Here is a 22455-nt window from a genome sequence, read left to right as displayed (position 1 = left end):
TGTTAACATTGTGTAAAGAAGTTAAAGGTATTCTTTACTTTTTGTACAATTTCATTTAATGATTAGGAATAGAGTAGTAGAGACGTAGGAATTGGAGCGAAAACCATTGACAATAGATTGGCAAAGCATATTATTTCAATTTTTAGGCGGATTAGGGGTCTTTTTATTTTCCATAAAATACATGGGGGAAGGTTTACAAAAATCGGCAGATGATAGACTTCGAGAATGGCTAAATCGATTTACGACAAATCCGCTAATGGGTGTGTTAGTTGGGATAATCGTAACGGTTTGTATCCAGTCAAGCTCAGCAACAACAGTGATTGCTGTTGGCCTAGTAAGTGCAGGCTTCTTAACACTTCGTCAAGCTATTGGCGTTATTATGGGGGCTAATATTGGTACAACAATAACCGCATTTATTATCGGTATTAATATTGGTATTTATTTTTATCCACTACTTGCGATTGGTGCAGCATGTTTGTTTTTCTTTAAAAAAGCAATCTATCATCATATTGGGCAAATTTTATTTGGCTTTGGTGGTTTGTTTTTAGGGCTAGAGTTAATGAGTGCAAGTATGCAGTCACTGCATCAATTAGCGGATTTCGAATCATTAACCATTCATCTAAGTAACCAGCCGGTAATTGGAATATTTCTAGGTACTATTTTTACATTGCTCGTACAAAGTTCGACAGCGACAGTCGGGGTACTTCAAGGCTTATATGCCGAGAATTTAATTGGCTTAGATAGTGCGCTACCGATTTTATTTGGCGAAAATATAGGGACGACGATTACAGCTGTTTTAGCTTCGTTAGGTGCTTCAATCTATGCAAAGCGTGCTGCGGCAGCACATGTGTTGTTTAATGTTATTGGGACAGTTATTTTTATGTTGCTTTTTACCCCATTTATAAACTATGTACAGTGGATTAGTGGTCTGTTTCACTTAGAGCCGCGTATGCAAATTGCTGTCGCACATGGCTCATTTAATGTTTTTAATATGATGATTCAGCTACCATTTATTGCGGGGTTAACGTTGCTAGTAACAAAATTATTACCTGGCAATGATGGCAATATTGATGTTACGACGAAGCATTTAGATCCAGCATTTATCGATTCTTCTCCTGCCATTGCGCTAGGGCAGGCAAAAGAGGAAGTTTTACGGATGGGCGAGCATGCACTTAGGGGATTAGAAGAAACGTTTTTATATATGAAAACTGGGGAATCTGCACATATTCCGACAGTATTACAATTGGAAGTTGGACTCAATCACTTAGATAAAGAAATAACAAATTATTTAGTTATGGTCTCAAAGCAGCCACTTTCTCATGCTGATTCGGTTCGTCACCATACTCTTTTAACAAATGTACGCGATATTGAGCGTATCGGCGACCATTTTGAAAATATATTAGAGCTTTTACAATATAAAGATCACCATGAAGTAAGTTTAAGTAAATCAGCGCGACAAGATTTAATTGGTATGTTTAGTCTCGCAATTGAGGCAGTACGTAAAAGCATAGAAGCGCTTGATACAGCTAGTCTTAGTTTGGCACAGGAAGTAACAGAGCTCGAGAGTTTAATTGATGATATGGAGGATAAACTAAGACAAAAGCATATCGCACGCTTAAATACTAATGAATGTAGTGGCGCTGCGGGTATCGTTTATACGGATATTGTGAGTAACTTGGAGAGAATAGGGGATCATGCTGTTAATATTGCAGATTCTATATTAGGTATTCGTCATTAGCTATGTAACTTTTGGCAATATGTTTTGTATTAAAGGCAATGCACGACAAAAGGAGAGAATGTTTATGGAAGTCGTTGGCTGGATCCTAGTAATTGCCTGCTTTATCATTTCATTTGTAGGTTTAGTGTATCCGATAATCCCTGGCGTTTTATTTTTACTCGGTGGGTTTTTACTGTATGGATTATTTTTCACATTCGCCGATTTAAGCTGGTGGTTCTGGGCTATTGAAATATTATTTGTTGTCCTGCTATTTGGTGCTGACACCGTTGCAAATGCTTTTGGCATTAAAAAATTTGGCGGTTCAAATGCAGGAATGTGGGGAAGTACAATTGGCTTATTGATTGGCCCATTTGTTATTCCAGTTGCAGGAATATTAGTAGGTCCATTTTTAGGAGCGGTTATTGCGGAGCTTCTAGTGGAGCGAAGAACAGTTGGGGAAGCTGTGAAAAGTGGTGTTGGTTCCCTCATCGGCTTTTTAACATCAACTGTAGCGAAAGCGGTTATTCAAATTGTAATGATTGTTATTTTCTTTATTGCCCTATAATTTGTTCGTGCATTTTTGTGGGGGTAATTATAAAGTTTAACAAAATAAAGAAGTGGGTATGATAGAGATTGGATTGTTTTTTCGGTCAAAAGGCTGAAATCTTTGATTTGAGGTATTTTTCATTGAATGGTTTGACCAATTTTGATAATCTAAGGATGTACTAATTATTTCTTTATTTTAGGGAGGAACTTAAAAATGGCTTACGAATTACCACAATTAACTTATGCTTATGACGCATTAGAACCAAATATTGATGCAAAAACAATGGAGATTCACCATTCTAAACATCACAATACTTATGTAACAAATTTAAACGCAGCAGTAGAAGGTACTGAATTTGCTGAAAAAGACATTAATGACTTAATCGCAAACATCGACGCACTTCCAGCTGACAAGCAAACTGCAGTTCGTAACAACGGTGGCGGACATGCTAACCACACATTATTCTGGGAATTAATCGCTCCAGGCGGTTCAAAAACTCCAGTTGGTGAAGTAGCAAAAGCAATCGATGCTAAATTTGGTTCTTTCGATGCTTTCAAAGAAGAGTTTGCTAAAGCTGCAACAACTCGATTCGGTTCAGGTTGGGCTTGGTTAATCGTTGATGGTGATTCAGTAGCAGTTACTTCTACACCAAACCAAGACTCTCCAATTATGGAAGGTAAAACACCAATCTTAGGATTAGATGTTTGGGAGCACGCTTACTACTTAAACTACCAAAACCGTCGTCCAGATTATATCGGTGCTTTCTGGAACGTAGTAAACTGGGATGTAGTAGAAGCTAAATTCCAAGCTGCAAAATAATCATTTGCGAGAAAACAATTATGTTTCTGCGAAGCTGACGTCAGTGAAGTGGAACTATAAAAATTAATTTTCGAGTAGAGGGGCTATGCAAAGGGTGAAAAACACCTTGCATAGCCCTTTTTAAATGAATTATTGCATTAAAGTGATAACTTTCCAATGTAGTTTACTGATTTAAAGAAATCGAAATGTTTTGAAGGAAACTTTTCTTGCAAAGTACCGTCAAATAAATGAAGCTATTAGTAAGGAATTATAAAGTGAGTTAATTTCATAAGTAGTTTTTCTAGGGAAAATAACGAATTTCAATGGAGCCAAGGGAGAAGATTCCAGCGGGATAAGCAAGACTGGACTGAGCTGGCGAGGGAAGAGGCTTAGTACTTGCCAGGGAAAGCGTTTGCCTGTTGCATAATGATGCACACAATCCAGTTCTATATTTTTTCAATATTTTCTTTTAATGGAAAATAACAATTGTGAAATTGATTCAAGTGTATGCTTTTCTGACTTAACTTCGAATGGTATACTAGGTATCGTGTATTTAAACAGTTATTAGATGAGGAGGGTAATACATATGCGCAAAGCACCGGGGAAAAATCGCGCAGCGAGTGTTAAAGCAAAGCATCACTCTAATTTAACATTTCGTATGAATGTCCTTTTCTTTGCAATATTTATCGTATTTTCGATGTTAATTTTTAGGCTTGGTTATATGCAAATTGTAAAAGGGGAAGATTATGTTCGTATTTTAGAGCGGACAGAGGAAGTACCTGTTAATACAAGTGTACCAAGGGGTAGAATGTATGATCGTTATGGACGAATTTTAGTTGATAACCAACCGGAAAATGCAATTACATATACGAAAATGCAGACGACAAAAACTGAGGATATGCTAGCAATAGCTGAAAAGCTTGCGCAGCTGATTGAACAGCCGATAGACCGTATCACACTACGTGATAAGTATGATTTTTGGATTTTAAAAAATCATGATGCGGCATACGCAAAAATTTCTGATGCAGAGCAAACTAAAATTAAAACCCAAGAAAATATTACGACAAGTCAAGCAAATGCAGAGATTGATAAGGTTGTGCGTGAGCGCATTACCGACGAAGAATTAGCACAATTAACTGATGATGATTTAGAAGTACTAGCAATTTACCGAGAGATGGTATCAGGCTATAATTTATCACCACAAATCATTAAAAGTGAAAATGTAACAGCTGATGAATTTGCACGTGTTTCTGAGCGTTTAACGGAGTTACCAGGAGTCAACACAACGACAGACTGGAAGCGTGTCAAGCTATCTTCACTTTCTGTTTTAGGCCGTACAACTGTTCCAACGAAGGGGATTCCAAAAGATAAGCTGAATTATTATTTGGCACGGGATTATTCACGTAATGACCGCGTAGGAGAAAGTTATATTGAAGCGCAATATGAAGAGCTGTTACAAGGGCAAAAAACAGTTGTCAAAAATATTACGAATAAAAAAGGGCAAGTTGTCGATACCATTACGACATATGAAGGTGAGCCTGGAAAAGATTTAGTATTAACATTTGATAGTGAGTTACAGGCAGCTAATGAAAAAATTGTAGAGGAAGAACTGCTAAATTTAAAAGCGATGTCAGGATCTAGTTTATTAGACCGCGCTTTCTTAGTCATGATGGATCCAAACACTGGTGACATTTTATCAATGGTTGGTAAAAAAATCGAAAAAGATTCAGAAACTGGAAAAAATGTAGTTGTGGATTATGCATACGGATCGTTCACAACAGCTTATGAGGCAGGGTCTGTCGTAAAAGCAGCCACTTTGCTGACAGGTTATAAACTGGGGGCAATTTCACCGAGCACAGTATTGGGAGATGAACCGATCCATTTACTTGGTACACCAGTAAAAAAATCGATCTTTAACCGTAATGGGTATATATCAATGGACGGCTTAAGTGCACTTGAACAATCTTCTAACGTTTATATGTTTAAAACAGCAATGCTTATCAATGGCACACCATATAGTTATATGATGCCATTACGATTAAATGATCAAACATTCCCGAATATGCGTAATTCCTATGCACAATTTGGCTTAGGTGTTAATACAGGTATTGATTTACCAAATGAATTTAGTGGTGTGGAAGGTCCTTCAGGTCCGACGATGGGTGGTAAAACACTTGACTTAGCTATTGGACAGTATGATACGTATACACCGCTACAACTAGCACAATACATTTCAACAATAGCGAATGGCGGCTACCGTATTCAGCCCCATGTCGTGAAAGAAGTGCGTGATCCATCAAAAGATGGTCAGCAACTAGGGCAACTAGTGACAGAAGTAGGACCGAGAATTTTAAATCAAATCGATAATACTGATGATGAAATTAATTATGTTAAACAAGGATTGCGTCGTGTTTACACAGGCTCTCGTGGTACTGCACGATCAGCATTTGCGAATGCGCCGTATACAGCTGCCGGAAAAACGGGAACAGCCGAAGTTGTATATTATGGTCCGTTAAAAGAGCGTTATGGTACAAATACAATTAATTTAACGCATGTTGGCTATGCGCCATATGAAAATCCTGAAATTGCCTATGCTGTTGTGATTCCGTGGGCAACTACTAACATAGAGCAACATTTATCAAACAATAACGTTATTGCAAGGCGCGCTTTAGATAAATACTATGAGCTAAAAGAAAAGTATGATACGACAAAAGTGACAGATAATAAAGTAGTGCAACCAATTTTACCTGCTATTACAAATGATAAAATTGGTGAGGATGAACAAGAATAAAAAAACCGCTAGCGCATGTTAAATGCCTAGCGGTTTTATTTTGTTTATAGTCAAAGTGTTTGGGTTTCTTTCGGCGATTATGTCTAGGTATGCGGCGATTCTAGGGCTTTTATCGTCGGTTTTTGAGTGCTTATCGGCGATTTCTTCATGTCTATCGGCGATTACTAGACCCCTATCGGCGATACACTATATAGAAAGTTGTTGAATTGCTAATTCAAACTGTTGCTTCGGTTTTTTTCCATAGAGCTCTATATTATTAAAGAAATAAGATGACACCATAAAATCAATAGCCTCCTGTAAAGAAAACTCTCGATGATCCATGATAAGTGTTAAATATGTTTTAAAGTAATCGGCATTTTGTACTTTTGCATGATTAATCACAAAGTCAAACTCCTCTTATAGTATTTCCTGACACAAATGCTTATTATAGCATTTTTCCTAGAGGAAGCAAGTATGAATGCGATTGTAAATGATTCTTTACAATCGTTTACAAAGCATTACATTCCTTTACGTGTCTTTTACGAACGATTTATACGAATTCAACAATAAGTCATTATAGTAAAGATTGTAAGGCAAACAACAAATAAAAAAGTTAGTGACGGAGGCAAATGAGATGAAAAAGTGGAAGTACTTAACGATGACAGCGGTAATGGGTTCAGCATTAATGCTAGGTGCATGTAGTGGAGACAACTCAGCGCAAAATGGTAACAATGCAGAAACGAATGCACCAGCGAACTCAGGACAAGAAGCTGCTGACGAGAAACTGCAAGGTTCAGTTGCTGGAGATGGTTCATCAACAGTAGCACCAATCATTGAAGCAGTTGTTGAAGAGTATGCAGGTGCACAACCGGATGTCAAAGTATCGGTAGGTGTTTCTGGTACTGGTGGCGGCTTTGAAAAATTCATCGCAGGTGAGACAGACTTTTCAAATGCATCTCGTTTTATAAAAACTGAAGAGAAAGAAAAACTAGAGCAAGCAGGAATTGCTTACACTGAGTTAGCTTTAGCATATGATGGTTTATCTGTAGTGGTGAACCCTGAAAACGATTGGGCAAAGGATTTAACGATAGATCAATTAAAGAAAATTTGGACTGAAGATGGCACAGAGAAAAAATGGTCAGATATCGACCCATCATGGCCAGCTGAGAAAATCGTATTCTATTCACCAGGTACTGACTCAGGTACGTATGATTACTTTGATGAAGTAGTTTTAGATGGTGCTGATCTAGCAAGTGCAGCAACATTATCAGAGGATGATAATATGCTAGTCCAAGGTGTTGCTGGTGACAAAAATGCAATTGGTTTCTTCGGCTTCGCTTACTACTTAGAAAATAAAGATAAATTAAACATTGTGAAAGTAAATGGCATTGAACCAACACATGACACAATTGAAGCTGGGGAGTATACGCCACTTTCACGTCCGTTATTCACATATGTGAAAAACAGTGCAATTAAAGATAATGCTGCAGCATATGATTTCATCAAATTCACTCTTGAAAATGCAGGGGATATGGCAGAGGCAGTAGGTTATGTTAGTCTACCTGAAGAAAAATATGCTGAAGGCTTAAAAACTTTAGAAGGTTTAAAATAAGCAAACATGCATAGAGGGAAAGAGATGTATGCTCTTTCCCTTGCTTAATGGAAAGGAGTACCCAATGGTTTCTCATAAAGAAAATAAGACATCATCTGTGCAACAATTAATTGCAAATTCGCGCAATCATAAAACTAAGAAAATAGTGGAAAAAGCTATGCCAGCTTTATTATTTTCTGCAGCGCTTATCTCGATTTTGACGACATTTGGCATTGTTTTCACCCTTATTTTTGAAACGTTTGAGTTCTTTAAACGTGTTTCGATTACGGATTTTCTATTTGGTACACAGTGGCTACCGTTTTCTGGGAAGGAGCCTTTATTTGGGATATTACCACTTATCGCAGGGACACTTAAAGTAACATTTATTGCAGTTGCCGTAGCTGTACCATTTGGAATTGCTTCAGCAATCTATTTGAGTGAATATGCAAGCGAGAAAATACGACGTACGGTTAAACCAATATTAGAAGTATTAGCAGGTGTTCCAACAATTGTCTATGGTTTCTTTGCATTGACGTTTGTAACACCTTTGCTACAAGGAATCATTCCACAACTTAAGCTGTTTAATGCACTTAGTCCAGGGATTGTAGTGGGCATTATGATATTGCCAATGATTACATCTCTATCAGAGGACGCGATGTCATCTGTACCAAACAGTATGCGTGAGGGGGCTTTAGCCTTAGGTGCAACGAAGTTTGAAGTTGCTATAAAAGTCGTGTTACCAGCAGCTTTGTCAGGAATTATAGCATCGGTAGTACTCGCTATTTCCCGGGCAATTGGGGAGACGATGATTGTATCACTTGCTGGTGGATCAACACCGAAATTTGATCTTGATGTTACAGATTCCATCCAAACAATGACTGCTTATATTGTACAAGTGTCAACTGGTGATGCTGGTTATGGAACGACGATTTATTATTCGATTTACTCAGTAGGATTCACTTTATTTATCTTTACTTTAGTAATGAATCTAATTGCTCATTATATTTCGAAACGCTTCAGGGAGGTTTACTAGCATGCGCTATATCGATGATACAGTCGTCAAGAAACGAATGACAAAGCGTATTACATTCAATAAAGTGTGGAAGTTCTTATTTTTCTTGGCAACTACATTTGCACTTGTGATGCTAGCTATTTTGCTCTACCGGATTGTGACGCAAGGAATTGGCTATTTAAATTTTGATTTCTTAACAAATTTTGCTTCTCGTTTTGCGAATAAGGCGGGAATTAAAGCGGCATTAGTCGGCTCGCTGTGGTTGATGGCGGTTGTAGCTCCCGTATCAATCATTCTAGGTGTAGGAACAGCCATTTATCTAGAAGAATATGCAAAGAAAAATAGAATAAACGATTTTATTCGTATGAATATTTCAAACTTAGCAGGTGTACCTTCAATTGTTTTTGGATTACTTGGCTTAACAATTTTTGTTCGTATGATGGGTCTTGGTAAAAGTATTCTAGCTGCAGGTTTAACAATGAGTTTGCTAATTTTACCTGTAATTATCGTGGCAGCGCAGGAAGCAATTCGTGCGGTACCGAATGAACAACGTGAAGCATCCTACGGTATGGGTGCGACAAAATGGCAAACGATTTTACGAGTCGTTTTACCAGCAGCTATACCGGGGATTTTAACAGGTAGTATTTTAGCGTTGTCCCGTGCGATTGGTGAAACAGCTCCGTTAGTAGTACTTGGGATTCCAGTTATTTTACAATTTTTACCTAATGATCTTTTAAGTCAGTTTACTGCATTGCCAATGCAAATTTACGATTGGGCAAAACGTCCGCAAGAGGCATTTCAATATGTAGCGGCAGCGGGTATTTTAGTGCTGATGATTGTGCTGTTACTGATGAATTCGATTGCCATCTTTATCCGAAATAAATTCCAAAAACGTTATTAATGAGGTGACCTTATGGTACTAGATTTTAAAGAGGAAAAATCAGTTGTTAAATCGATTAATGTAAATGTAAAGGCTGGCGCTGAAGCTGCGAAAAAAGTAGTGTATGATACGCGTAACTTAAATTTATGGTACGGAGATCATCATGGTTTAAAAGACATTAATTTAAGTATTTATGAAAATGAAGTAACAGCTATTATCGGCCCTTCAGGTTGCGGGAAATCAACTTATTTAAAAACGTTGAACAGAATGGTAGAGCTAGTACCAACTGTCCGCACTTCGGGAGAGATTTTGTATCGTGAACGCAATATTTTAGATAAAAGCTATACAGTAGAGGAATTACGTACTCGTGTGGGGATGGTTTTCCAAAAGCCAAATCCATTCCCAAAATCTATTTATGATAATATTGCTTATGGCCCTCGTATCCATGGCATAAAAAACAAAAAGATTCTGGACGAAATTGTTGAAAAGTCTCTACGAGGTGCAGCGATTTGGGATGAAGTAAAAGATCGTTTACATCAAAATGCATACGGTCTATCAGGTGGTCAGCAACAACGTATTTGTATCGCACGCTGTTTAGCAATAGAGCCAGATGTTATTTTAATGGATGAGCCAACATCTGCACTTGACCCAATTTCTACATTAAAGGTAGAAGAGCTAGTACAAGAGCTTAAAAAGGATTATTCGATTATTATCGTTACACATAACATGCAACAGGCAGCACGTATTTCGGACCGTACAGCATTTTTCCTTAGCGGCGAAGTCGTTGAATATGACAAAACAGATGTGATTTTCCAAACACCTGCTGATCAACGTACAGAAGATTATATTTCAGGACGCTTCGGCTAAGCATAGGAGGAACGATAGATGGCAGTACGTGAGCGCTTTGAGCAAGAGCTTAAAGAAATTCAAGAACAGTTTGTGGAAATTGCAACAAGTAGTATTAATGCATTAAAAATTTCATTTGAGGCATTGCAAGAGCAAGATTTGGAGAAGGCGTTAAAAATTCTTGAGGATGATTTAATTATTAATCGCCTTGAAGAAGAAATTAATGATCGAGTTATTTTAATGATTGCCAAGCAGCAGCCCGTTGCAACAGATTTACGTCGTCTTATGGTGCTTGTAAAAGCGGCATCTGATATGGAAAGAGTGGGCGATTATGCGGTCAATATTGCTAAAGAGACAATCCGTATAGGCAAAGAACCATTGGTCTTTCCGACAACAAATTTACAAACAATGTGCAATAAAACAGTAGAAATGCTTGAGAGCATTATTACCGCATTTAAGGACGAAGATACAGTTCGTGCCAAGGAAATTGCTGATTTGGACGATTACGTAGATGATTTATATGGAGCGACCGTTACATTATTGCTTCGTGCGGGTGCTGAAAATCCAGCACATATTTCGCAAATAACGCATTTAACGTTTGTTTGTCGTTATCTTGAACGTTCAGCTGATCATGCAACTAATATTGCTGAACATTTATTTTACTTAATCAAAGGTAAACATTATGAATTGAATAATTAAAAGAGGGCTGTATTGTGAGGCCCTTCAGACTATAGCTAACTCGAAAAACTTCGAATGGGCTATAGTCTTTTTCATTTTAAATAAAATAAATCTTTACGGCTATCTATTATAATTGCATATGGAGCATTAAATTGTTTGAGTGCCTGGCACTTTGTAAAATATTCGGTTACTAATGAAGCTAACAATCGAAATGTTACATCTTACTATTTTTACAGTTCCCCCATGAATCCAAGTTGGCAAGTCATCAAAATTGTTTGAGTGCCTGGCACTTTGGGCTGCTTTCTGCATTAAATAACTACATAAACGAAATTGCAGCAACATTGCACTCTGCCGATGCGTCAAATACTGTAGGGTGTTATTGTATTGTCAAAAAAATAATTTGGTTATACTATAGACATTATCCCGAAAAATAGGTGCTTAGGAGGTGCTGCTGCATGAAAGACAGTGTAGAATCACTTATGAAGAAATTTGGTCTAGAAATTTCAATAGAACAACGCAAATACTTAGGTTTTCTATATGAAAATTTACATCTAGAAGAGTTAAGTGATAAGGAACAACATTTTTTTATTGACTATTTTTACAAGAGTGAGACACTACGAAATATGGCAGCATTTGCACTTGAGCTAGCGGATGTCATGCATGAGATTCGTGAAAATGTTCCAACTATTGAACAGGCAGAGCAGTTAGCGAATGGAAAAGAGCAACGCTTGTATTATGAGCAAAAGTGGCAAGAAGCTAGACGCCAAAAACTAAAGCAACAAACGACAAAAAGTGGAAATATTCTATACGTTCCATTTGTTGACTACAAGGAAGAGCAAGGCCCAATGGTTATATGTCTTGAACAAACATCTGGAATGGCCAAATATTCAGAGCTGTGTAAAAGCATGATTTTGTCTTTATTTATGGATGCCCATCAGGAGCAAAGAGATTTATATATCGTGCCATATGATTGTCAAATTCATGTCCATTATCGCTTTGAAAATGGACATTTAAATCTATCTGATTTTAAAGATTTTATCGAATATAAGGCAAAAGGGGAAGCGGCGATTTTGCCTGTTCTACAGTTTGTGAAAGGATTGCTACAGGAAAATCAGCAATGTGCAGAAACAGATGTTATTATTTTTACTGAAGGTAATCCTGTTGATGGGCAATATTTATTAGGGAAGCGTGCAAAGACTATGATAGAGGAAATGAAGCAGCGTTATCATGCCGAATTTTCAGTAATTGCAATGAATGAACAACGTTTTAATGAGCATCATTTTTGGTTTGCAAATAAGGCTATTTTTGCAGACAATGCGATTCAATAAAATGTACAGCTGACCAGAAAGCTTTTGGTCGGCTTATTTTTACTGAACGGTCATACCGTTTTTGTCAGTATAAAATCATTTACAAAAATGTACATAGGTAAGTAAAAGGAGAATTACATGGATTCAATGAAATGGTTATTACCGAACTTGACTGCGCCAACATGGATGGACATTACAATTGCAGTCGCGTTTTGTGTATTTGGTTGGCTATTACAGCATTTTGTGCTGAAGAAAATAATTACGAGCAGTGTAACGTTTTTAAAAAAGAGACAACGTAATTTTCAAGCGACTGTGCTTGCACAATTTAATAACGCAATCCGTTATGCATTTATGTCTGCAGTAGTTGTACTTAGTTTATCAAATTTACTTAAAATATTTTTATTTACACATTTTGCAACAAAAAATTTCGTATTATCTATCATGGTGTTTTTTGCATTTAAAGGTATATATGATGTCTTTCATTATTATACGAAGCAACCATTACAGTTAAATAACGATGAAGAGCAAAATGTTCTTCTTCCGTTCTTCCTTCGTATCGGTAAAGTGCTTGTGATGATATTAGCCATGTTTACAATAGCTTCATTTTGGGACTTTAATATAAATGGCTTCTTAACAGGGATTGGTCTAACAGGAGTAGCGATTGCCTTTGGTATACGTGATACGTTGTCACATGTTTTTGGTGGGATGTCGGTTGCACTTGACAATCCTTTTCAAATTGGTGACTGGATTGCAACAGAGGACCAAAAAATAGAAGGCACAATTGAAGATATCAACCTTCGTAGTACGCTCATTCAAACAGGCGACAAAGGGCTTGTATATGTGCCAAACTCTTATTTAGTTAATCGTCCGATTTATAATTTTTCAAAACGAGAAAAACGAAAATGTGAACTGTTTTTATATGTAACCGCAGAAAACAAAGAAGAACAATTGCGCAGTGCTTTAAGTACAATTCATCAGCAAATTTATTTGCATGCTAATACTGAAAAAGAAATGATTCATGTTTATATTGATGAGTTTCACCAAACATCATATCGTGTTCTTGTTCGCTTCTATGTTGCTACAAATGATACGGCAGTTATGCTAAGTGTCCGACAGGATATTTTATTTGCTATCCGTCAGGTTGTAAGTGACTATGACATTGTCCTTGCTGAGGAAACGGACGACGATTGTTGAGGATATGGTAAAATATAATTTGAATTGTTTGATACTTTACATTACAATGTAAACTAGTAATCAGCTTAGATGAAGAGTAGTAACTATTATGATTTGTTTTAGAGAGCTAGCGGTTGGTGGAAGCTAGTACAAAAAAATAGTGAATGGACTTCGGAGCTCTAATTCAGAAAAGAGTAGTATGGATTAGCGTTTGCCTACGTTACAAGGCATTTGAGAGGGTCTTTGTAACAAGACCAATGAAGGTGGCACCACGGCTTTTCCGTCCTTTTGTGATGGAAAGGCCTTTTTATATTGATTTTTGGTGTAGCAGAGCAGAGTAGAGCAGAGCGAAGGAGAGATTAAGTATGACAGTTGAGCTTAGAAGATTTGCCATGAAGGTATTACAAGGGGACATGATGACGCCAATTTCGGTGTATCAATCCCTTGCAGGAAAGCATAAGATGCTATTTGAATCATCAGCCAAGCATGAGGAAAGTGGTCGTTATTCCTTTATTGCCGTGAACCCAATAGCTGAACTTATCGGGGATAGAAATGGGTATCAATTTACAAAGGGTGACGAGCTTCATAAGTCTAGCGATAATGTGTTAAAGAAATTAAAAGAGGTCATGCCATTCCATGAAGCGGCCTATCCATTTGCTTTTTTAGGGGGCGCTATTGGTTATTTTGGTTATGAAACGGCCTTTTATGCAGAAAAAATTGGTGAGTATTTACATGATAATTTAAATATGCCAGATGTCCATGTTTTTTTCTATGATACATTTATCGTATTCGATCATTTAAAGCAAGAGGTTACATTAGCGGCAATTGATTTATTTAATGAAGGACGCACACTTGAAACGATGGAAGCCGAAATCGCTGAATTGGAAAATCAGCTATGCGCTGGTACTACGTTTGGTTCGATGGATATAAGTACAGTAGATTTCCAGCCAATGATACCGAAGGAAGAGTTTATTACTCTTGTGGACCGCGCAAAAGAACATATTGTAAAGGGAGATATTTTCCAAATTGTATTATCCCAACGTTTTACTTCCCCATTTGCGGGCAATCCATTTGCCTTGTATCGTCAGCTAAGAACATCCAATCCATCGCCATATATGTTTTATATGGATTTTGAGGCTTACACTATTTTAGGAACTTCTCCTGAGAGTCTTGTAAAGGTCAAAAATCGGAAAGTCACGACAAATCCAATTGCTGGAACGAAGCCCCGTGGTACAACGCAACAGCAGGATGAAGCGATTGCAGAAAGCTTATTATCGGATGAGAAAGAAATCGCTGAGCATCGAATGTTAGTTGATTTAGGACGGAATGATATAGGTCGGATATCCAAGGTAGGCACAGTAAAGGTTTCTAAATATATGAACATTGAACGCTATAAGCATGTCATGCATATCGTATCAGAGGTAGTAGGTGAGCTTCGAGATGAAGTGCACGTATTAGACGTCCTCAGAGCATGTTTGCCAGCTGGGACAGTATCAGGAGCACCAAAAATTCGAGCGATGCAGCTAATTAATGAGATGGAACCAGTTAAGCGCGGTGTTTATGCAGGTGCAGTAGGCTATGTTTCGGCTACAGGAGATATGGACTTAGCGCTAGCGATTCGTACAATGGTTATTAAGGATGGGCATGCACATGTGCAGGCAGGTGCCGGAGTCGTTTATGATTCAATCCCATTATCAGAATATGAAGAAACACTTAATAAAGCTCGTGCGCTACTGGAGGTAAAAAAATGATTTTATTAATCGATAATTATGACTCATTCACATATAATTTATTTCAGCAAGTTAGTATGCTTGGTAAGGAAGTAAGAGTAGTACGGAATGATGAAATAACAATTGAAGAAATAAAAAATATGGAGCCAGAAGCGATTATTTTATCGCCAGGTCCAGGGACGCCGAATGAGGCTGGAATTACAGTGCAAGTTGTACAAGAGCTATATAAAAAGTACCCGATTTTAGGAATTTGCTTAGGGCATCAGTCGATAGGGCAGGCATTCGGGGGCTCCATTGAACAAGCAAAAAACATTATGCATGGCAAATTATCAGCATTAAGCTACAAACAAACAGGGGTTTTCGCACAATTAGATGGCGAAGTTGAAGTGATGCGCTATCATTCGTTAATAATAGAGCCGACTACATTACATGAGGATTTTATTATTACTGCAACATCTAAAGATGACGGGGAAATTATGGCTATTCAGCATAAACACCATCCACTAGTGGGATTACAATTCCATCCAGAGTCAATAGGCACTGAAGCAGGTAACAATATCGTGCAAGCCTTTCTAAATCAATATAGTGCCTGTCACTAAAACAATTCTGATAATTTAACAACTAAGTAAAAAATCCACTAAGGCTCCTGCGGTTTACAAGTTACCGCAGAAGGCGAAGTGGATTTTTTTGATTTACGAGTGACAGTCACTAAAACAATTCTGAATTTTACTCGTGTATTTTATTGTTTTTTACCTGTAATTAACTTAGCGATTTCCTCTAATGTCATAGAAGAATTGACCTCATAGGAGCCAATTTGTAAGCTTCGAGCATATTTTGCATTGGCAAGGAGTAGTTCCATTTCGACACTATTTGTAATAATGCCACCATCCTCTAGCTTCTGTGCCACAATATAAGGCGTTATTCCGCTATATATTTGAAGTGTCATCGTTACTTCATCGTCGGAATCAGGTGTACTACTCTCAGCATGCTCACGCTCAGCAGTAGCATCAGTTGCATTTTCTTCCTTCGTATTTTGTGTAACAGTTTCTTTAGTAGTTTGTGCTTTTAATGAAGCAATTTCTTTCGTAGCCTGTTCAAACTTTTTTTGTAGCTCCTCCACAGCCTTATCATTTGTAGAGGCAACTGTTGGCAGACCAATATTGAGATCAAAGCGGTCGGCTACGGATAGTAGCGCACCGACTAGAAAAAGGGCGACCCCAAATGCACGGATAGAGGATTTGTTCATAATCACCGACCTCCGTTTGCAATCACTTGTTGTACTTGCTCTTCTGTTAAATTGGAGCGAATACTAATATCCGCAATAGAAAGACCTTGTTTGTTCAATTCAAGCACTTGACTAATAATAATATCGTGAATTGGTTTAAGATTGTTAGGCATCGGCTCTGACCTTTTTGCTTGTGTTGCTTGTTGAACAGCCTGCATAACCTGTTGAACCTTTGGATTGTGTAGCGTTGGATTTTTAGTTGCTGGTGATTTAACTTGGAATTCTGGTTCTAGTAATAGCTCCTCTTCCACAATTTTTAGCCGACGCTTTAAATTATTTGTTTCTTGGAAAATAGAGATTGATAATTCTTCGACATCTTGTTCGACTTTTTTCGCGCTATTTTTGAAAAAGAACGATAAAACGATAAGAACGATACCGACAATCATAAGTATGATGGATAAATCCAATAGTTTCACCCCGTTAAATTATGTAATTATAAGGTATTTTACCACATGCAAACTTAATATGAAATGAAGGTAGATTTTTTTTCAGTTTATGTTATAATAGGTTAGTCGTATAAATCATGCTCAAATTTAAAATTTTAATTCTTGATATAGAGTGGGAGGGTTAATGATGCGCGTAAACATTACTTTAGCTTGCACAGATTGCGGCGAACGTAACTACATTTCTAAAAAGAACAAGCGTAACAATCCAGAGCGTCTTGAACTTAAAAAATATTGCTCTCGCGAGAAGAAATACACTCTTCACCGTGAAACGAAGTAATCGCTCATTAGGCCAAAACCACATGTGGTTTTGGCTTTCTACATTTTAATAGGAGGTAACTTATTTTGGATAAAACAACATTGCGCAACGAAGTACGTGAAGCACTTGCAAATATGAATGCAACAACGTATCGTGATCAATCATTTGCTGTAGCAAAAAAAGTGCTACAGGAACCATATATAATAGAAGCAAATACGATTGGCATCACAATTTCCAATATGCCAGAAGTTGACACTATTCATTTAATAGAAGCACTTTGGCAATTAGGAAAAAAAGTGGCAGTCCCTAAATGTAATGCAAAAACGAGAGAAATGTCATTTTATGCCATAGAGTCATTTGCGCAGCTAGAAACTGTTTATATGCATTTGCGTGAACCAATTCCTGCAGTATGTGAGTTGGTTGACGCAAATGAAATGGATATCATACTTGTTCCGGGTGTTGTTTTTGATACAAATGGTTACCGAATTGGCTACGGTGGTGGTTATTACGATCGCTATGTATTACACTATAAAAAAGGTAAACTGATGTCTCTACTTTTTGATGAGCAACTTTATGAACAAGTGCCTATTGAGACGCATGATTGCCCAGTGGATCTTATTATAACACCGACAAAACGTATTGATTGTGTAGCGCAACGAGGAGCGAAATAAAATGGATAAAATGTTAGATATTTATGAATTGTTAAAAACATATGGCACTTATATTTATACTCGGGATCCAATCGGTGATTTGATGTTAATGGAGGATGAAATTCGTGAGTTATATAAGGCGAATGTCCTGGACATTAAAGATTACCAAATGGCTTTGTTATTAATTCGACAAGAAGCTACAAGACTTCGGGTTGAACAAAATAAGCAATAATGTTTTAATTGCGAATATTTTGGGTATCGTAAAAATATTGTAATATGTATGTAAAATTATCAAAAACAGTGGTTTTCCACTGTTTTTATGATTTTACGAAACTTTTTACAATCAAGAACGTATATATTAATGTTAAGTGTATAATTGGGTAGTCGTGAGGGCTTCCAAAAAAATATATCTGTTGATTATCTGTAAAAAAAGGATTAAGATATATTTTGTTTCAGTAACAATTTGTAACAGTTTAATTAATTTTATTATTTTTTTGTAAGGAATAGGGAGGATGTTAGGAATGAAATTAACAAAGTGGCCTAAACATTCATTTATGATACTAGCAATTGTAGCAACTTGGATAAAAACGGTCATTGTTTACCACACAAGCTTTGAGTTGAAGTTAGAAAATGCGATGCAACAATTCATATTGTTTATCAATTCATTAAGTTTTGTGCTGTTTATTTATGGATTATCGTTATTCTTTAAAACACCAAAAATACGAAATCGTTATATAATTACTATTAGTGTATTATTATCTATTGTTTTATATGGAAATGTTGCGTTCTATCGATTCTACAATGACTTTATTACATTACCGGTATTATTCCAAACAAGTAACTTCAGTGATTTAGGAACATCAGCTGCAGCTATTATCAACCCTTGGGATCTTTTATATTTTGCAGATGTATTTATATTAATTATTGCAAATAAATATTTACCAAGAATGAAAGAAGCGGTAAAAGTAAACGTTGAATTCCGTCGAGCATTTTTCGTTTTAGCGATTGCAATGACTTTCTTAAACTTAGGTTTAGCTGAAACTGAGCGTCCACAATTGTTAACACGAAGCTTTGACCGTGAACTTCTTGTAAAAAACATCGGTACGTACAACTATCATTTATATGATATTTATATTCAGTCTAAATCATCTGCACAACGCGCATTAGCGGATGGCAGCGAATTAGTAGAAGTGAACAACTACATTCGCTCTAACCAAGCAGCTATCGACGAAAAAATGTTTGGTAAATACAAAGATCGTAACTTAATTGTTGTTTCACTTGAATCGTTACAAAACTTTGTAATTAATAATGATATGGACGGTCACGAAATTACGCCGTTCTTAAATTCTTTAACTAAAGATTCAGATACGTATTATTTCAGTAATTTCTATCACCAAACAGGTTTAGGAAAAACATCTGACTCAGAGTTTATTTTAGAAAACTCTATGTTCGGGCTTGGTCGTGGTGCAGTATTCTTCACACATGGCGGTAATACGTATAACTCAATGGCAGAACGTCTTGGGGAAAATGGTTACTTTACAAATGTTATGCACCCGAACAACAAATCGTTTTGGAATCGTGACATGATGTATCAATCTTTAAAAATCAATAAATTCTATGATGTAGATTCATATACTGTAGAAGAAGGGCAAGCTGTCAATTGGGGATTGAAAGACATTCCATTTATGGAGCAATCAGCTGCATTGATGAAAGACATGCCACAGCCATTCTACTCTCGTTTAATTACGTTAACGAACCACTATCCATTCACTTTGGACCCAGAAGACGTAATGATTCCTGAATATACGTCAAACTCAGGAACATTAAATCGTTACTTCCAAACAGTTCGTTACATGGATGAAGCTTTAAAAGACTTCTTCCAAGATTTAAAAGATCAAGGTGTTTACGATAATTCGATTATCGTTATGTATGGTGACCATTACGGTATTTCTGAAAATCATAATAAAGCAATGGCACAATATTTAGGTAAAGATGGCATAACACCATATGATAATGCATTGTTACAAGAAGTACCTTTATTCATCCACATCCCTGGCGATGGGGAAGGGAAAGAAATGGAAGAGGTTTCTGGCCAAATAGACTTACGTCCAACAATTTTACATTTACTAGGTGTTGAAACGTCAAAAGATATGCAGCTTGGTGCAGATTTATTCTCACCAGAGCATGAGGATTTCGTTATTTTCCGTGACGGACGATTCATTACAGATAAATATGTTTATGCTGGTGAAGCATGCTATGACAAAGCAACAGGTGAACAAATTGATGTTGAGCCTTGCCAACCTTATGCAGATCGTGCAACAACCGAATTGGAAAATTCGGATGCCATCATCAATGGAGACTTGCTCCGATTCTATGATGAAAAAACAGGCAATTTAAAACAAAATGCTGTAAAGTAAAATGATAAATGGTGTACTAGTAATATTTCTAGTACACCATTTTTTTAAATTATGATGTGCCAGTCACCCAAACAATTCTGATAATTTATAAATCTAATAGGCACTGCTAGTAAATTATTTCTATATTTCCAGCTGAAAAGCTACGTAGACTCCTGTGGCTTACATTTGTACTCGCGGAAAGCGAAGTGGATTTTTACGCTAAAGAAAGATAGTCACTATGGAAGAAAGGTCGACCGAATGCCATAGCAAATCCCTAAAATTCCTTATGACACTGCATGTAGATATATTTTATATCTAAGTAAAAATCCACGTAGACTCCTGCGGGAACATACAAAAAGTAAGACGCAACAGGCCACGCGAAAGCGAGGGTTACGGCTTACATTTGTACGCGTGGAAAGCGAAGTGGATTTTTACGCTTTAGAAAGATAGATGCTATGGAAGAAAGCACCCAATGAGATAGCAAATCTCTTAAATACTTCTGACACTGCTTAATAGATTTTTACAATATGTAGTGGTGGGCGTAATATTTAGTAATTTAAAGATTCGTTATTAATTGCTCTAATTGTTGTTGTGTTAATTGCCCCTTAATTGTATGCTTTAATACACCTTCAGTATCAATAATAAAAGTTGTTGGGTAGGCCATAACTTCAAAGGATTTACCAAGCAATCTATCATGATCTAAAAAAATTGGGAACTTCAAATCGTATAATTGCTGAAACTTGATAGCATTTTCACGACTGTCATTAGAAGTTGCATTAATCGCTAGTAGCTCAACATTCGCGGGCTTTTGCTCATAAAAAGTATTGAGATCTGGTGCTTCATCCTGACAAGGACCACACCAAGAAGCCCAAAAATTTATGACAACAATTTTTCCTTTATAGTCATTGAACGTCGTCGTTGATTCATCTAAACGAGTTAATGACGTATTAAAGTTTATTGATTTGGAACCACTTTGTTTATCTACAATCAATTTTGGTGCGTCCTCTTTGAATATTTCATTCTTCACAGTAATGCCAATTAGTGATATGACAACTAATAATGAAATAACGATATAAATATTTTTCCGTTTCATGATAATCTCCTTTATGTATATGATAAAGGATTTTTGAAATAGTAATTCCATTTTTTCAAAATCCTTACTTATATCATAGCGTAATTTTTTAAAAGATGCCTCCTAATTTTAAACATTACAACATACAGTTTACGCCATAAAAAAGAGCAGTCTCACATAGAGACTGCTCCTTTTCTGTCTAAATTTTAGTGTAACATTGGTGGATATCCGCTATGAATGATTGTCATAATGACGAACCAGCCGAATACTCCAGCACTCGCTAAGTTGAAAACAATACTTAGTAAGTTCTTTTCTTTAATTGCTTGGAATGTACCAACGACAGCAAAAATCGCTACTAGACCAAAAATAACCATTAATAAGTTCATTAAAAAAGACACTCCTTTCGACATCAGAAAATGAATGTCGTAAACAATATTCCTCCTTAATTGTAAACGTTCTACCTGTTTTTGTCGAGGACTATTATAGAGCAAAGTATGAACTTTTATCGTCAAATTGTGGCAAAGAATGTATAATATGAAGTTGAGGTGATAAGTATGATGAACATACGAAGCTATTCCCTTGGACCAGTCCAAACGAATTGTTATATCGTATCGAATAAAGAGAAAGAATGTTTAATTTTTGACCCAGGTGAAGAAGCTACAAAAATTATGAAAGCTATTCGCAGTAACGGACTGAAGCCAGTAGGCATTTTTTTAACACATGCCCATTTTGATCATATCGGTGCAGTGGATGAAGTAAGGGAGACTTTTAATATCCCACTATGGATTCACGAAAAAGAGGTAAGCTGGCTAAGTGATCCAGCGAAAAATGGCTCTAGTAAATATGCGGCGCTACCAGATTATACAGTTGCAGCTCCTATGGAAGAACATATTATTAAACAAGAACAACTTTTTGAAATAAGTAATTTCGTTTTTAAAGCAGTATTTACACCTGGACATTCACCAGGGAGTATTTCCTATATTTTTGAACAGGATGGATTTGCTATTGTTGGAGATACACTATTTGAGCAAGGTGTAGGGCGTACGGATTTGCTTGGAGGTTCGACAAAACTATTACTTACATCCATTCATGATAAATTATTATCATTACCTGAAGATACTATTGTTTACCCAGGCCATGGTAATTACACTACAATTGGTGCAGAAATGGAAACAAACCCATTTTTAAATGGATTTTAATTGTTATCGACATGAGATGATGTGTGTTTTACAATAGTGTTAAAGTGACATGAGTATGTATACGAATTAAAAAAAGCGTGTCTCAAAATTTTTTTGAGACAC

General features: G+C 36.7%; 23 protein-coding genes and 1 other annotated feature. Of the genes, 18 read left to right on the top strand and 5 right to left on the bottom strand.

Annotated features, from left to right (window positions below; translation table 11 throughout):
* Positions 1 to 106: 106 nt before the first annotated feature.
* The 4 genes from ACQKNX_RS09635 to ACQKNX_RS09620 all read left to right on the top strand — a co-directional run bounded on the left by ACQKNX_RS09635 (position 107) and on the right by ACQKNX_RS09620 (position 5853).
* On the top strand, positions 107 to 1738 hold the full coding sequence (locus ACQKNX_RS09635; RefSeq protein ID WP_427428697.1) for a Na/Pi cotransporter family protein: 1632 nt from the start codon (positions 107 to 109) through the stop codon (positions 1736 to 1738).
* Positions 1739 to 1802: 64 nt separating this feature from the next.
* The gene (locus tag ACQKNX_RS09630; protein ID WP_427428696.1) at positions 1803 to 2282 is read left to right on the top strand and encodes a DUF456 domain-containing protein; all 480 of its coding nucleotides are present in this window, start codon (positions 1803 to 1805) and stop codon (positions 2280 to 2282) included.
* A gap of 195 nt (positions 2283 to 2477) precedes the next feature.
* Positions 2478 to 3083, top strand: coding sequence for a superoxide dismutase (locus tag ACQKNX_RS09625; RefSeq protein WP_401017688.1), 606 nt, complete (start codon positions 2478 to 2480; stop codon positions 3081 to 3083).
* Between the two features lie 565 nt (positions 3084 to 3648).
* On the top strand, positions 3649 to 5853 hold the full coding sequence (locus ACQKNX_RS09620; RefSeq protein WP_427428695.1) for a peptidoglycan D,D-transpeptidase FtsI family protein: 2205 nt from the start codon (positions 3649 to 3651) through the stop codon (positions 5851 to 5853).
* Positions 5854 to 6039: 186 nt separating this feature from the next.
* Here the strand turns inward: ACQKNX_RS09620 and ACQKNX_RS09615 are convergent, their stop codons facing one another.
* Positions 6040 to 6234 carry a hypothetical protein gene (locus ACQKNX_RS09615; RefSeq protein ID WP_427428694.1) on the bottom strand — a complete coding sequence of 65 codons (195 nt, stop codon included), beginning with the start codon at positions 6232 to 6234 and terminating at the stop codon, positions 6040 to 6042.
* A gap of 232 nt (positions 6235 to 6466) precedes the next feature.
* Between ACQKNX_RS09615 and ACQKNX_RS09610 the strand changes: the two genes are divergently transcribed.
* The 9 genes from ACQKNX_RS09610 to ACQKNX_RS09570 all read left to right on the top strand — a co-directional run bounded on the left by ACQKNX_RS09610 (position 6467) and on the right by ACQKNX_RS09570 (position 15648).
* A complete protein-coding gene (locus tag ACQKNX_RS09610; protein ID WP_427428693.1) occupies positions 6467 to 7444 on the top strand; it encodes a PstS family phosphate ABC transporter substrate-binding protein in 978 nt (325 codons plus the stop codon).
* Positions 7445 to 7508: 64 nt separating this feature from the next.
* Complete coding sequence (gene pstC, locus ACQKNX_RS09605; RefSeq protein WP_340823738.1) at positions 7509 to 8456, top strand: phosphate ABC transporter permease subunit PstC; 948 nt, start codon at positions 7509 to 7511, stop codon at positions 8454 to 8456.
* Between the two features lies 1 nt (position 8457).
* On the top strand, positions 8458 to 9336 hold the full coding sequence (pstA, locus tag ACQKNX_RS09600; RefSeq protein WP_427428692.1) for a phosphate ABC transporter permease PstA: 879 nt from the start codon (positions 8458 to 8460) through the stop codon (positions 9334 to 9336).
* A gap of 12 nt (positions 9337 to 9348) precedes the next feature.
* On the top strand, positions 9349 to 10182 hold the full coding sequence (gene pstB / locus ACQKNX_RS09595; protein WP_427428691.1) for a phosphate ABC transporter ATP-binding protein PstB: 834 nt from the start codon (positions 9349 to 9351) through the stop codon (positions 10180 to 10182).
* Positions 10183 to 10200: 18 nt separating this feature from the next.
* Positions 10201 to 10860 carry a phosphate signaling complex protein PhoU gene (gene phoU / locus ACQKNX_RS09590; protein ID WP_427428690.1) on the top strand — a complete coding sequence of 220 codons (660 nt, stop codon included), beginning with the start codon at positions 10201 to 10203 and terminating at the stop codon, positions 10858 to 10860.
* Positions 10861 to 11294: 434 nt separating this feature from the next.
* Positions 11295 to 12167 (top strand): hypothetical protein, encoded by an 873-nt coding sequence (locus ACQKNX_RS09585; RefSeq protein ID WP_427428689.1) that lies wholly within the window; start codon positions 11295 to 11297, stop codon positions 12165 to 12167.
* Positions 12168 to 12284: 117 nt separating this feature from the next.
* Positions 12285 to 13340: a mechanosensitive ion channel family protein gene (locus ACQKNX_RS09580; protein WP_427428688.1), complete on the top strand. Its 1056-nt coding sequence runs from the start codon at positions 12285 to 12287 to the stop codon at positions 13338 to 13340.
* A gap of 57 nt (positions 13341 to 13397) precedes the next feature.
* Positions 13398 to 13610 (top strand) — a binding site (T-box leader).
* Between the two features lie 74 nt (positions 13611 to 13684).
* Complete coding sequence (trpE, locus tag ACQKNX_RS09575) at positions 13685 to 15070, top strand: anthranilate synthase component I (RefSeq protein WP_427428687.1); 1386 nt, start codon at positions 13685 to 13687, stop codon at positions 15068 to 15070.
* Positions 15067 to 15648 carry an anthranilate synthase component II gene (locus ACQKNX_RS09570; protein ID WP_427428686.1) on the top strand — a complete coding sequence of 194 codons (582 nt, stop codon included), beginning with the start codon at positions 15067 to 15069 and terminating at the stop codon, positions 15646 to 15648. The genes trpE and ACQKNX_RS09570 overlap by 4 nt, the downstream gene beginning before the upstream one ends.
* A gap of 140 nt (positions 15649 to 15788) precedes the next feature.
* On the opposite strand, the gene ACQKNX_RS09565 is transcribed toward ACQKNX_RS09570, so the two are convergent.
* Entirely contained in the window at positions 15789 to 16295 is a 507-nt protein-coding gene (locus ACQKNX_RS09565) for a hypothetical protein (RefSeq protein ID WP_427428685.1), read from the bottom strand.
* A 2-nt stretch (positions 16296 to 16297) separates the two neighbouring features.
* A complete protein-coding gene (locus ACQKNX_RS09560; RefSeq protein WP_427428684.1) occupies positions 16298 to 16750 on the bottom strand; it encodes a hypothetical protein in 453 nt (150 codons plus the stop codon).
* Between the two features lie 157 nt (positions 16751 to 16907).
* Between ACQKNX_RS09560 and rpmG the strand changes: the two genes are divergently transcribed.
* The 4 genes from rpmG to ACQKNX_RS09540 all read left to right on the top strand — a co-directional run bounded on the left by rpmG (position 16908) and on the right by ACQKNX_RS09540 (position 20103).
* The gene (gene rpmG / locus ACQKNX_RS09555; protein ID WP_008408521.1) at positions 16908 to 17057 is read left to right on the top strand and encodes a 50S ribosomal protein L33; all 150 of its coding nucleotides are present in this window, start codon (positions 16908 to 16910) and stop codon (positions 17055 to 17057) included.
* Positions 17058 to 17122: 65 nt separating this feature from the next.
* On the top strand, positions 17123 to 17707 hold the full coding sequence (locus ACQKNX_RS09550; protein ID WP_427428683.1) for a 5-formyltetrahydrofolate cyclo-ligase: 585 nt from the start codon (positions 17123 to 17125) through the stop codon (positions 17705 to 17707).
* A gap of 1 nt (position 17708) precedes the next feature.
* Entirely contained in the window at positions 17709 to 17918 is a 210-nt protein-coding gene (locus ACQKNX_RS09545; RefSeq protein WP_340823752.1) for a YqgQ family protein, read from the top strand.
* Between the two features lie 289 nt (positions 17919 to 18207).
* Positions 18208 to 20103: an LTA synthase family protein gene (locus ACQKNX_RS09540; RefSeq protein ID WP_427428682.1), complete on the top strand. Its 1896-nt coding sequence runs from the start codon at positions 18208 to 18210 to the stop codon at positions 20101 to 20103.
* 535 nt (positions 20104 to 20638) lie between these two features.
* On the opposite strand, the gene ACQKNX_RS09535 is transcribed toward ACQKNX_RS09540, so the two are convergent.
* Both ACQKNX_RS09535 and ACQKNX_RS09530 read right to left on the bottom strand, forming a co-directional pair.
* Entirely contained in the window at positions 20639 to 21175 is a 537-nt protein-coding gene (locus ACQKNX_RS09535; protein WP_427428681.1) for a TlpA disulfide reductase family protein, read from the bottom strand.
* Between the two features lie 185 nt (positions 21176 to 21360).
* Positions 21361 to 21540 carry a DUF2759 domain-containing protein gene (locus tag ACQKNX_RS09530; protein WP_427428680.1) on the bottom strand — a complete coding sequence of 60 codons (180 nt, stop codon included), beginning with the start codon at positions 21538 to 21540 and terminating at the stop codon, positions 21361 to 21363.
* A 168-nt stretch (positions 21541 to 21708) separates the two neighbouring features.
* Here ACQKNX_RS09530 and ACQKNX_RS09525 point away from each other — a divergent pair, with 168 nt between their 5' ends.
* A complete protein-coding gene (locus ACQKNX_RS09525; protein ID WP_427428679.1) occupies positions 21709 to 22353 on the top strand; it encodes an MBL fold metallo-hydrolase in 645 nt (214 codons plus the stop codon).
* Positions 22354 to 22455: the final 102 nt, after the last annotated feature.

The sequence above is a fragment of the Lysinibacillus sp. NPDC093712 genome, from assembly GCF_050280025.1.
Classification (GTDB): domain Bacteria; phylum Bacillota; class Bacilli; order Bacillales_A; family Planococcaceae; genus Lysinibacillus.
Note: the sequence above shows the minus strand (reverse complement) of the source record. Positions and strands in the feature narration are given on the sequence as shown.